This is a genomic window from Novosphingobium sp. BL-S-19 (assembly GCF_055521675.1).
Window position 1 is genome coordinate 1,591,363 of sequence record NZ_CM145498.1, and the last position, 12,354, is coordinate 1,603,716.

Below are 12,354 nucleotides of genomic sequence, written 5' to 3' on the forward strand. Positions count from 1 at the left end.
CGGGACCTGCAGAACTGAAGCCGGACGATTGCTGTTAGTGCCGCTTCGCTATCAACCGCCAATAACGGGATCGTGTTTTGCTGCGAGCATCGTCTGGATGCGCTCGAGCGCATCCTTCGATGGCGGGCCCTGGCAAATGGTCCAATCCTGTCCCTCAGGGTAGGCCCCCACGACCAGGAAATCTTCGCTGGCCTCGATCAGGCAATGGCCGGTGCCGACCGGCAATACGAGTGCGTCGCCCGCTACTACGTTCACGATCAGCGCGCCTGGCCCGCCCAATATCGGGGAGGCGCGGCCGCTCGCGACGCCCAATGCCTCGTGGGCGGTCGAGTGATAGTGATGATAGTCGAATATGGTGTCCCGCCATTTCGGCGGCCAACCATGCTCTGCGAAGCGCTTTTCGAAGGCGTCGGCGATTTGTTGCGGCGCACCGCTTTCCACGCTTCGGTAGATCAGTACCGGCAATCCTTGATTGTTGGGCAACCAGTCATTGGGGGCGAGCAGGAATTTCTCCGGGTTGATGGGATGCTCCTAAGCTTTGCGCCGAGTCCTGCGAACGGGCTTATCGGTGAGCTGGATCCATACCGGCGCATGATCACTGGTCTTTTCCCAGCCGCGTGCTCGTCGGTCCACCTCGGCCGCCACCAGCAGCTTGGCTGCAGCCGGGTTGAGGAGGACATGATCGATCCTGAGACCCGCGTCGCGCTCGAAGGCGCCGCGCCAGTATTTCCAGAACGTGTATATGGCCTCGTCCGGATGAAGATGCCGTAGCGCGTCGGTCCATCCCTGCTGGAGCAACCCGGCGTAAGCCGCTCTCACTTCCGGTGCAAAAAGGGCATCGTCACGCCAGCGCTCGGGCGCGTAAACATCGAGATCCGTCGGCATAACGTTGAAGTCTCCCGCAACAATCACCGGAGCGTCCAGCGCGACAAGCTCGGCAAGACGATCGCTCAAACGCTCAAACCATCTCAATTTGAATTCGAATTTGGCGCTCGGCCTCGGATTGCCATTGGGAAGGTAGAGGCAGGCGATGAGCGCTCCATTGATCGCCGCTTCTATGTAGCGGCTCTGCTCATCATTTGGGTCGCCAGGAAGCCCGCGACGGGTTTCGTGAATATTACCGATCCTGCTGAGGATCGCGACGCCGTTCCAGCGGCTCTGTCCATGCCAGATGGCCTTGTAGCCCGCAGCCGTAATCGCAGCATCTGGGAACCTGTCCTGCGGTGCCTTCAGTTCCTGCAGACAGACGATGTCCGGTTCCGAAAGCTCAAGCCAGCGCAAGAGCACGGGTAGCCGCCCGTTGACGCCGTTGACGTTGTAGGTTGCGATTTTCACAAGTCTCGTCGCTCCTGGCTGCGGCCGCCCATCTGGAAAGTGCCTGGAATTCTTCGCCTTCCAAAACCCCGTCAGCGCTGGCGATCGAGAAGGCGGGGCCGATTGATCGTCTTAAGTTCCACCTGGCTGCCAGGCGCAGCGATCGGAGTGCTCGCCGTCCTTCCTGGTGAACGCTCTCCCAGTCGCCCACTGATTTGTTGAAAACGTTCCTTATTGGCTGGGCTTGCCGCGAGAGCTCCCCGCCTGAACACCGGTTCTGGTGTCGAGCGGAATATCCTTCGCTGCCCGGCCGCCATGGTTTTCGCTCGGCCGGGCTCCAACGCCGCCGGTACCTCCGGTGTCCTGACCGGGAGCGGCACGCTCATGATCATGATCAGACTTGTCCCGGATCGGATAAGTGTTTTTCGTATTTGCCATGACGCTCGCCTTTTTTGCCCTCGCATGGTCAACGGATGCGAGGCTTCTCCCGTTCCGCACGATACGGTGTTTGTTCGGGGGACGGCGGGCTTTACCCATATGTTCATATTATGTTCGGCGTGTGCTAGCATCCCGACCATGATCGCTTTTCCATCGTCAGCCCGCTTTCCAAGCCAGCCCGTGACCAGCCATCTGCCGACGGGAAAGAACTCTTGAGCCGGCGCGGCGGCAGCGCCGACCTTCCCCTGCACGGCGGCAAGGTTCCCGCATGGCTGGGCGAACGCATGTCCCGATTGGGCGCCGTTATCGCCCAGGCCATCGTGATCGAGTATGGCCGCGATGAATTCCTTCGCCGTTTGTCCCATCCCTTCTGGTTTCAGTCGTTCGGTGCGGTGATGGGAATGGACTGGCATTCCTCAGGCATCACAACCAGCGTTATTGGCGCATTGAAGCGCGGACTGGCGCCATTGTCGGGTGAGCTTGGCATTCATGTCTGCGGCGGCAGGGGCAAGCACAGCCGCAAAACGCCTGATGAGTTGGTGCTAGTGGGGGAACGCACCGGTATCGACGGTGCTGCCCTCGCTGCCACCAGTCGTCTGGTCGCCAAAGTGGACAGCGCGGCGCTTCAGGATGGCTTCGACTTGTACCTGCACGGCTTCATCGTCGCTGACGACGGGCGGTGGGTGATTGTGCAGCAAGGCATGAATGCTGATCGGCGGCAGGCTCGACGTTATCACTGGCTGAGCGAAGGCATCCAGGATTTTGTCGACGCTCCTCATGCGGCGATAGAGGGGCGAGGCGGTGGCCAAATCGTCAACCTTGCCGATCGCCGCGCGGCAGCCTCGCGCAGCGGGCAACTGGAGCTCCTGGGATCGAACGGGCCGGACGGGATCTTGCGCGAATTGCGGCGCATGACGCCCAGGGCCGCACCGGAACAAGGCCTTCTTCCTCATCTGATCATGCCGGACCATCACGATGTTCGTCCCGAAAATGTGATTGAGCGGCGATTGCATGGTGCCCTTGCAGCTGCGGCGGATCTCGGTCCCAAGGATTTTTCCGAATTACTGCTGGTTCCAGGAGTGGGAGCACGAACGGTTCGTTCGCTGGCTATGGTGGCGGAAGTCGTTCACGGCGCGCCGTGCCGCTTCAGCGATCCGGCTCGATTCTCCCTCGCGCACGGCGGCAAGGATAGACATCCTTATCCGGTGCCCACGAACGTGTACGACCATACGATTGCGGTAATGAAGTCTGCGGTGCGCAGGGCCAGGCTCGGGCACGGCGAAGAATTGGCAGCAATCCGGCGGCTAGATGCGCAGGCGCGGAGACTTGAGGCAACCGCTTCGGGCCCATCTGTTGACGATTACCTCGCCGAGGAACGCACACGATCGCATGAATACGGTGGCCGAAGTGTGTTCGGATGGGAACTCCCAAGTGAAGAGGCCGCGGCTATCAGCGGGTGTTGATTGCCGCCGAGAAGGAATCCGAGAGGCGTAAACGTCCACCGAGAATGACCCATGTTGGCCGACTTCTATCTGTGATGAGCGAGAGGTCATAGAGTGTTGGACATGGCGTCATCGAGCCTGAACAGGCCGGGCATTTCCAGGTGTCAACAATCAAGGGTGGACGCCGCCGAGTAGCCAAAGAAAAGGATCGGAAGCTTCGCTTCCGATCCCTTCCGGTCACGCCGCTGTCCGCAAGGTGTCGAGATCATCGCCGTAAAGATCAAGCATCCAACTCTGGATTTGATCATTCACGGCACGGTGCAGGGCTTTTAGCCGGCGCACGTCCGGCTTACCAGACTCACCCCGTGCTTCAGCGCGCTGGATAGCGAGCTCAAGGCGTTCTCGTTCTTTGCGCAGCAGGCTGAACAGTTTGTCTGCCATGATCATGCCTCGCGATTATCAAGTGTGCGCATGGCGGACATAATGTCGTCGAACCGAACTGGTTCCGAAGCGCCTGGCGGTCGCCTCAGATCTGGTTGACCTTCCACGGCAGAGGCGTCCGATGCCCACGATGCAAGGATCGCGCGCTTTACCTCGGGCTCAAGCTGGGGATGTTCCATGAATTCGAAGGGATGAAAAAATTTGGAGAGGGACATTGCGTTGCCTCCTTTCTTCCAACTCTCCTCGTCGCGACAGGGGTGACCTGTCGGTTGAAATATCTTCAGAATGGCGATTCGAATCAAGACTCAAGTGAGGGGGTATTAGGGTAGCGACCGTTGCTCGGGAAAACGCCCCCGACGGTATCTTTGCCGCGAAATGCGTGGCCAATCACCTGGCCATGCGTCGGCTATCCTGATTGGTTCGACATTCGCCGGGAGCCTTGGTCAGCAGCGGCCATCGCCTAGTTGCTGGTCCAGGCGCGAGGTCATTTTCTCGTTCCGCGGTCGGTAGTGATGTGTGCCTGCATCCCTGCAGGGGCAGCATCCAAGTAAAGTCTGTTAACTGGGAAAAACGAGATGCATCGAGGATTGGAGATGCACCATCATGGAGCGGCCCGCATGCTGCCGGAGAATTGCTGGGACATAGACCGCATGGGAAAGCGGCCAGCCCAAGAGCTCCAAGGTCATGAGCGGTATTCTCGATGCGATAAAAACTCAGTCTGCTTAACGTCAACCTGCGTATAGATTTCTTTTGTGCGCTTGAATCACCGCACATCGGCGCAGTCATAGGCCAGGCTGCCTTAAGTCCATCCGCGCCCGGGCACGCCGGCACGTGGATAAATTCTCCGGCGCCAGGGATATTATGAAGGACCGTGACGAGCAGATGCATGTTCCGAGGTCGGGGAACGCGATCCGGCTTCGTGCGATTCAGGCGGTATGAAAACGCGAGAGGACGCGCCGGCCCATGCCGGCGAGGCAGGAATTATCGTCGATGCGCAGGAGGCGGCGGAATACGCGGGCCTTGTCTATGTCACTGATGACACCCCCGGGATGAGCCGCCAAACGTATCGCGGCAGGTTTCGCTACCGCGATCCGCGCGGTAACGTCGTCAAGGACGACAAGACCCTGAAACGCATTGCATCGCTGGCAATCCCCCCGGCATACACGGATGTGTGGATTTGCGCCAAACCCAATGGCCATATCCAGGCGACCGGCCGCGACGCCAAGGGCCGCAAGCAGTATCGCTACCACGCCAAGTTTCGCGAGGTGCGCGACAGCACGAAGTACGAGCACATGCTCGATTTTGCCAAAGCCCTGCCAGCCGTGCGCGAGAGGATTGACGCCGATCTCCAGAAGCGCGGTCTGCCACGCGAGAAGGTTCTGGCTGCGGTCGTCCACCTGCTAGAAACCACGATGATCCGCGTTGGCAACGCGGACTATGTCAAGCAGAACAGGAGCTACGGGCTTACGACGCTCCAGGACCGCCATGTCGCGGTCGAAGGGGCGGAGCTTCGTTTCAACTTCAAGGGCAAGAGCGGCAAGCAGTGGAAGCTAAGGCTCAGGGACCGGCGCATCGCGAAGATTGTGAAGGCTAGCCAGGACCTGCCGGGCCAGCATCTCTTCCAGTACATCGGCGAGGACGGCGAGCAGTACGAAGTCACCTCGAACGATATCAACAGCTATCTGAAAGAAATCTCAGGGGCAGACATCACAGCGAAGGACTTCCGTACCTGGAATGGCACGGTGCTCGCTGCGCTGGCTCTTGCCGAATACGAAAAGGTGGATAACGAGGCCGCCGCCAAGCGAAACGTGCGCGCGGCTATCGAAGCGGTGGCCTCGCGCCTAGGCAACACGCCGACGGTCTGCCGAAAATGCTACATTCACCCAGAGGTGTTTGACAGCTACTTGAGCGACGAACTCGTGCTTGAGGCACGGGACGCGGTCGAAAAAGAGCTGCGGGACGAATTGTCCCGGCTTCGCCCCGAGGAGGCAGTGGTCCTCGCTTTTCTGCAACGTCGCCTCGCGGACAAGCCCAAGATCCCCGCACTTTGAAACGCGGCAGGGCTGTGGAACGCGCGGCTGCCCCGTCCGTTTATTGTTCGAACCCTCCATCACGGTGACGGCATGATCAATTCACAGAACGCTTTCTCTCAGCTGGTCCCATTCACATCGTTGGGCCAGAAATCTTTCTTGCCGAAACCCGACAACACAAGCTTCAATGTTGCCGTGATTGGCACATACGCACCGCGTAAATGCGGCATTGCGACATTTACCGAGGACCTCAAGACGAAAGTCGAGACTTTTTATCCTCGCACGAGTTTCGACGTCTATGCACTCGACCTGCACGAGGCGGCACCGCTCTACGGCGATCGCGTCAACCTCATCAACGTTGACGAACCGGAGAGCTACCGGAAAGCGGCCCGGCAGATCAACCGTTCCGGCGTCGATGCCGTCTGGCTTCAACACGAGTACGGCATCTTCGGCGGGCCCGACGGAATTCTCGTGACCGAACTGGTCGACCGGATCGAGGTACCGCTCATCGTCACCTTCCATACGATACTCTCTCAGCCATCCGCTGGTCAGCGTGAAGTCCTCGGACATATTCTGGCGCGTACCGACCAAGCCATGGTCATGTCAGAGCATGGTCGCAGCCTTCTCACCGAGCTGTATGGTTTTTCGCCGGATCGTATCACGATGATTCCCCACGGAGCTCCCGACCGACCCTTTGGCCGAGAGGCGGGGTTCAAAGCGCGCCTCGGCGTAGCAGGTCGCCCCGTTCTCATGACATTTGGTCTATTGGGGCCGGGCAAGGGCCTCGAGCATGCGATCGAAGCGTTGCCGGCGATTACCGCCGCGCATCCCGATGTGCTCTACCGGATTGTCGGTGCCACGCATCCCAATCTCCTCCGCGAGCAGGGCGAGGCATACCGAAAACTCCTCGAAACGCGGGTCTCGGAGCTCGGGGTCGAAGACAATGTGCAATGGGACAATCGCTTTGTCGACACTGAGGAACTGCTCGATCAGATCGAGGCCTGCGACATTTATCTCACCCCCTATCCTAACCTCCAGCAGTCGACGTCCGGCACGCTGAGCTACGCTGTAGCTCTCGGCAAGGCTGTCGTTTCCACACCCTATATCCACGCCCGCGAGCTACTCGCCAACGGGGTTGGCTGCATCGTCCCGCCAGAAAAACCATCTGCCATATCGGCGGCAGTCAACGATCTTCTCGATCGCCCATATTCTCTGGCCGAGTTGAAGGAACGCGCCTATGCGCGAGGCCGGTCGACAATATGGTCGCGCTTCGCGCAGGCGAGCGCAGACCTCATCAACAAAGCGGCCGGGGAGCAGGCTTCGGCAGTCGCCGCCCGCGATGCGCAGGTTTATGAAAGGATTGCGGCAGAATCCGGCTCGGCGGCTCTGCGCTGCCGCTGACCAGTTCAGTGCATGATCAATCCGACACCGCAGCATTCCCCCAAGGTCGGATAGAAGCGCCATAGACGGAACCACGTTGCAGCGCAGAGTGTTGTCGTGTTTCAGCACGAGCCCTGCGACGATGACTGGTCCCTTGAGCGGCTTGAACCATGGATTGTCCCCGCAACGCTGGTTCGCGACATGTCTCCGAAGAATTCATGGGTGCGAGCAAGATGGCCGTGCCCGGCTGCCGATCCTGCGTGATGCTGTCCGGAACTCTTTTTCGGGCGTTCGGCGCTGATGACGCCAAGGTGGTTGGGATCGCTTTTAGCCTGTCCAATGCGCGCGGCAGACACCGCAATGCGTACGTTGCAGGATGCGGCGGCCGTCATGCGCGCGATCTCGGGCGCCCGACACCTAGCTCATCGAGTTGCTCGAAGATCAGGCGAGGGGCCCCGCCCTGCTGTGCCTATGGCCTGATTTCTGCTGGTTCGCGCCCGACGTAACTGTCCGGTTAGGCATTTAGCCGCAGATGCCAGCGGTTATGTCGTAATAGAAGTGGGGCTGGCAAATTGGCGCAATGCCCACAACGAATGGGATGCCGGCGAGGGCGAACTCACTGCCGAGCACGCTCAGCGCAGCAGCGGTTGCTTGGCGGCGAGATCGTTTCGAATGGTCGTCGCCGCGACGCCGGCTTCCCCCATCGCATGACTGATCTGATCGAGGCCCTTGGCGACATCGCCGGCCGCATAGAGGCCCGGCAGGCTGGTCCGCTGGTGGGCGTCGACAACGAGACAACCGTCTTCGGTCGCTTCCGCGCCCAGCATTACGGCAAGTTCTGAGCGGATAACAGATCCCAGCGCGGGATAGACCGTGTCGAAAGCGAGGGTTTCGCCGGGCACCGGAACCAGGATCGTCTCGCCTTCGATGCGTAGCGGCGCGCATGGACCGTCCCGCAAGACGATGCCAGCTTTCTTTAGCTGGACCAATTCTTCCTTGCTAAGCGTGTGGCCGCCCTCGGGTGCGATGAGCGTCACGTCCCTCGAATACATCCGGAGAAACAACGCCTCGTTATGACCGCGCGCGCGCGAGCCGATCACGCCGATCTTCTTGTCGGTCACCTCATAGCCATCGCAAATTGGGCAATAGCGCAAGAGTCCGCGAGCCAGCGCGGCGTCATGGATCTCTGGAGCCATCCTGGGCGGATTGTTCACGACACCCGTCGCCAGGAGGACGGTGCGTGCATGCAGGGTTTCATCGCCGATGCGGGCGATAAAAAGCTCGCCTTTTCGCTCGATCCTTTCGACCAGTCCCGCACGGGCGCTCGCACCGAACTCCGAGGCCTGCTTGCGCATGAGTGAAAGCAACTCGCGGCCAGGAATGCCGCCAGGATAGCCGGCATGATTGTGTGTGCGCGGGATCAAGGCAGCTCGGCTCTTGCCAGCATCGACGATTTCCACGCGTAAACGGAAGCGCGCCAGATAGATCGCTGCGGTAAGGCCGGCCGGGCCCGCGCCGACAATCAGGCAATCGGAAGGGGCGCTCCGGGCGTCCGACATGCATCAACCTCCTTAAGGCACCAGAGTCTCGAGAAGGTCAGCTACCCGCGCCAGTCGGGTGGCTTCGTTTGTCTGTTCTTTCAGCAACCAGCGTCCATCCTTCTCGGTGAGATCAGTGCCATTCGGCAGGTGCAGTTCGCCGCCGCGCGGGGTGAGAGCGATGGCTGCGGGTCCGGCATCTACGCGCTCTATTCCTGCCGTGCGGGCGAGGATGCCGATCCGCGCTGCTGCGAGCAGCCGCTCGGCATGCGCCGGAAGCCGGCCGAACCGGTCGGCAAGTTCTGCTTCGAATGCGTTGAGTTCGCCCTCATCCGTAAGGCGCGCGAGACGCACGTAAAGACCGAGCCGGATATCGGGGTCGGGTATCCATTGGGCCGGCAGGCCTCCGGGATCTCCCAGATTGAGGTCGGGCGCCCAAAAACCCGGATCCTGCCCGAGGGCCTGCCGTAGCGCGGCTTCGAACAGGTGTTGATAGAGGTCGACGCCGACGAGTTTCATGTGACCCGCCTGGGTATCGGCGAGCGGGTCGCCGGCGCCGCGCTGGTCGAGGTCTGCCGCGCTAATCTCGAAGCCTGCACCAAGCCGGTCGTGAGCGGTCAGCGTACGCAGCCGCTTCATCGTCCGCTCGGCGATCTCGCCGCCTTCGGTCAGCATGATGACCTGCCCCCTGCGATTGCCGCGCCCCACCCGTCCGCGCAGTTGGTGAAGCTGGGCGAGGCCGAAGCGGTCGGCGCGCCAGATGAGCATGGTATTGGCGCGCGGGACGTCGAGGCCCGCTTCTATGATATTGGTCGCCAACAGAACATCGCCTTCGCCATCGCCAAAGCGGACCATTGCCTCGTCGATGGCGCCGGCCGCCATCTTGCCGTGCGCTTCGATGACGGTGAGGTCGGGCACGATGCGGGCCAAGCGTGCGGCGAGGGACCCGAGGTCCTCAATCCGAGGCGTGACAACGAAGCTTTGTCCGCCCCGTGAGCGTTCGCGCAGGAGCGCTGTTCGGATCATGGTATCCTCGGGAGCGGCAAGGATCGTGCGGATCGGCTGGCGCCGCGCCGGCGGGGTGGCGATAACCGAAATCTGCTGCAGACCGATCATCGCGCGGTGGAGCGTGCGCGGTATCGGCGTCGCGCTCATTGCCAGAAGGTGTACTTCCGCGCGGCCTCGCAACCGGGCCTTATCGGCCGCTCCAAAGCGCTGTTCCTCGTCGATGATGACGAGTCCGAGCCGCGCATAGCGGACGTCCTTCGCCATGACCGCGGCCGTGCCAACGACGATTCCAATAGAGCCATCGGCGAGGCCGGCTTTGGTCGCTTTTCTCTCCGCCGCGCTCGACAGCCGGGACAGACCGGCAATTTTCACACCCGTGCCTTCGAAGCGGCGCGCGAATGCCTGCAGGTGCTGGCGTACCAGTACGGTTGTCGGCGCTGCCAGAATGACCTGGTAGCCCGCCAGGGCGGCGAGTGCCGCAGCGCGCAGTGCGACCTCGGTCTTGCCATAGCCGACATCGCCGATGACGAGGCGGTCCATTGGCCGGCCCGAAGCCAGATCGTCGCGGGCGGCCTGGATTGCCCGTGCCTGATCCGCGGTCTCGTTGAATGGAAAGGTCGCGACGAATTGTTCGTAGCTGGCGGAGTCGGGTTCGATCACCGGCGCTTCGAGCCGGCGCCGCTGCTCTGCAAGGAGGAGCAGTTCGCGCGCGCTTTCGGCGACGGCTTCGTCGATCGAACCGCGCCGTTTCTCCCAGCTCGAGCCGTCGAGCCTGTCGAGCTTCACCGCCTCTCCGTCGCCGCCGTAGCGCCATAGGCGGCCGGCCTCGTGCACCGGGACCAAACGGCGGTGGCCCCCGGCATATTCGAGCACGATGAGATCGACCCCGGCTTCGCCGGGCGCATGTTCAAGGCCCACCACCCGGCCGACTCCATGATCCTGATGGACCACGAGATCACCCGAGCGGATGTCGCCGCTTGCAAGCTGCAATCCAGCTTGCCTCTGTTCGACATTCTCCAACAGGGCGCGGCTGCCGAGAAGATCGGCCGCGGCGATCATCACCACATCATTCGAGGCAGCGCCACGGTCGATCGGCGCGACAAGCGCTGCGACGCCGCCGGCGGGAAGCCCCGCCAAGTCTTCGAGCGCTTCGAGCGTTTGCACCTCGACGTTGAGGATCTTGGCGAGCTTCGCTCTCAGGAACCGAATATCACGTTCGCTTCCAACCAACAGCATGCGCTGGCCGGCGGCGAGCAACGGCGACGCGAAGCGCCGCAGCGCGGTGAGGGGGGATTTCTGCTCGGCAAAGCGCGGTGTTGGCGAAACTTCCGCTTCCAGTTCGCTCTGCACCCACGCGGCAAGGTCGTTAGTCCAAACGTCCTCGGAAACGGCGTCGATCGCTGTGCCGCCCGCGCTGGCCGCTTGATCGGCAAGGCGGACGAAGCGCTGCCGGCGCTTGTCCGCCTTGGGCGACAAATAAACATTGCCGGGCACCAAATGGGCGAGGATCGAGACCTTTTCCTTCGAGACCGGTTCGGCGGCCCGGCCGATTTCCAGGTACTCGCATGGCTCTTCGCTAAGCTGCGTTGCAGGGTCATAGCGACGGATCCCGGCGATCCGCCCGTCTGCGACATCGATCCGCGCGGGAAGGCCAGCGTCGGCAGGGAATATGTCGATAACATCGCCGCGCACCGCGACTTCTCCGGGCTCGTCCACCCGGTCGTCGGTGAAATATCCGAGCCCCTCCATCTGGGCAGCGAAACCCTCGATGTGGATCGGGTCACCGGTCCGCACCGTCGGTGGGGCGGCGTCGAATGCGGAGGGCTTCGCATAAAGCCTGGCCGCGGCCTCGCCGCTCATAATCGCTGCGAGGCGCGGGCGCTCTTTGTCAAGCACGAGCCGGCGCAGATCTCGCAGGGCCGCGATCCGCCGACCGATATTTGCCGGGGAGGCAGGCGCGCGGTCGCCGGGCAGAGTGTCACTCGATGGAACGAAGACGACGCGGGCGTTGGGAACCAATGATGCTAGAGCGGCAGCGACCATCTCGGCCTCACGGTCGTCGTCTGCCAGGTAAAGGAGATCGCTGACGCGCAGGGCCCCGGAAAGCGCCAGGGCGGTCTCTCCCAGCCCGCGAGAAGCGGTCATCGGGCAAGACTCGCAGCCATCTCCGCACGTGCGGCGGGCCAGTCTCCATCGGCAAGCAGCGGAAGGCCTTCGAACCAGGCGCGCGGGCGACGAAGCTTCATCCGATCGCAGGTGAAATCGATCTGCGCCCGATCCACCGCGCGCAGTTCTTCGCCGATCCCACCGACACCGCTCGAGGCGATCACGACATAGCTCACGTTGCCGCTCTCGCATGTGACGAGCGCTTCGACCGCTTTGCCGATCGTCTCGCCGTCAGCCGACGCTACAGGCATGCCGGCGATACCCGTAGCGGTGAAAAGCGACGGGTAAGCAGAGCGCCGGCTGGCCTCGGAGGCCGACTTGCCGCCATCTTCATAGGATCGCTGCTTGCCCAGCCAGCGCCACACGCCCATCAGATTGACGAAGGTCAGGAAAACGTTGGTGGCGAGGAGATTGTTCTGCCCGGACGCCAGCCCCACCGCCGACCAGGCGATCGAGCCGATCGTGAAGACGACGAAGCCCCAACCCGTGACCCGAGCGCCGAGATTGGCTGCGGTCATCATGGCGGCGATCATCGTGGCGGCAGGCGCGATCCAACCGGCGACGTCTTCCATGCAGGCAATTCCTTAGCTGGGGTGA

At 61.9% G+C, this 12,354-nt stretch carries 9 protein-coding genes; 3 read left to right on the forward strand and 6 right to left on the reverse strand.

Translation table 11 applies throughout. The features are described from left to right. Positions 1-51: 51 nt before the first annotated feature. Both ACZ1JV_RS15730 and xth read right to left on the reverse strand, forming a co-directional pair. Complete coding sequence (locus ACZ1JV_RS15730; protein WP_465152291.1) at positions 52-465, reverse strand: cupin; 414 nt, start codon at positions 463-465, stop codon at positions 52-54. A 66-nt stretch (positions 466-531) separates the two neighbouring features. Next, positions 532-1,335, reverse strand: a complete 804-nt coding sequence (xth, locus tag ACZ1JV_RS15735; protein ID WP_465152292.1) for an exodeoxyribonuclease III — start codon at positions 1,333-1,335, stop codon at positions 532-534. A gap of 629 nt (positions 1,336-1,964) precedes the next feature. On the opposite strand from xth, the gene ACZ1JV_RS15740 reads away from it, so the two are divergent. Then, positions 1,965-3,215: a DUF763 domain-containing protein gene (locus ACZ1JV_RS15740; RefSeq protein ID WP_465152293.1), complete on the forward strand. Its 1,251-nt coding sequence runs from the start codon at positions 1,965-1,967 to the stop codon at positions 3,213-3,215. Between the two features lie 216 nt (positions 3,216-3,431). Here the strand turns inward: ACZ1JV_RS15740 and ACZ1JV_RS15745 are convergent, their stop codons facing one another. Then, positions 3,432-3,635 carry a hypothetical protein gene (locus ACZ1JV_RS15745; protein ID WP_465152294.1) on the reverse strand — a complete coding sequence of 68 codons (204 nt, stop codon included), beginning with the start codon at positions 3,633-3,635 and terminating at the stop codon, positions 3,432-3,434. Between the two features lie 935 nt (positions 3,636-4,570). Between ACZ1JV_RS15745 and ACZ1JV_RS15750 the strand changes: the two genes are divergently transcribed. Then, positions 4,571-5,686 carry a DNA topoisomerase IB gene (locus tag ACZ1JV_RS15750; RefSeq protein ID WP_465152295.1) on the forward strand — a complete coding sequence of 372 codons (1,116 nt, stop codon included), beginning with the start codon at positions 4,571-4,573 and terminating at the stop codon, positions 5,684-5,686. Positions 5,687-5,758: 72 nt separating this feature from the next. After that, the gene (locus tag ACZ1JV_RS15755) at positions 5,759-7,066 is read left to right on the forward strand and encodes a glycosyltransferase family 4 protein (protein WP_465152296.1); all 1,308 of its coding nucleotides are present in this window, start codon (positions 5,759-5,761) and stop codon (positions 7,064-7,066) included. Positions 7,067-7,677: 611 nt separating this feature from the next. On the opposite strand, the gene ACZ1JV_RS15760 is transcribed toward ACZ1JV_RS15755, so the two are convergent. The 3 genes from ACZ1JV_RS15760 to ACZ1JV_RS15770 are packed head-to-tail and all read right to left on the reverse strand — an operon-like array spanning position 7,678 to position 12,290. After that, the gene (locus tag ACZ1JV_RS15760) at positions 7,678-8,604 is read right to left on the reverse strand and encodes an NAD(P)/FAD-dependent oxidoreductase (protein ID WP_465152297.1); all 927 of its coding nucleotides are present in this window, start codon (positions 8,602-8,604) and stop codon (positions 7,678-7,680) included. 12 nt (positions 8,605-8,616) lie between these two features. Further along, the gene (locus ACZ1JV_RS15765; RefSeq protein WP_465152298.1) at positions 8,617-11,736 is read right to left on the reverse strand and encodes a DEAD/DEAH box helicase; all 3,120 of its coding nucleotides are present in this window, start codon (positions 11,734-11,736) and stop codon (positions 8,617-8,619) included. Beyond that, entirely contained in the window at positions 11,733-12,290 is a 558-nt protein-coding gene (locus ACZ1JV_RS15770) for a PRC-barrel domain-containing protein (protein WP_465152581.1), read from the reverse strand. The genes ACZ1JV_RS15765 and ACZ1JV_RS15770 overlap by 4 nt, the downstream gene beginning before the upstream one ends. Positions 12,291-12,354 lie beyond the last annotated feature (64 nt).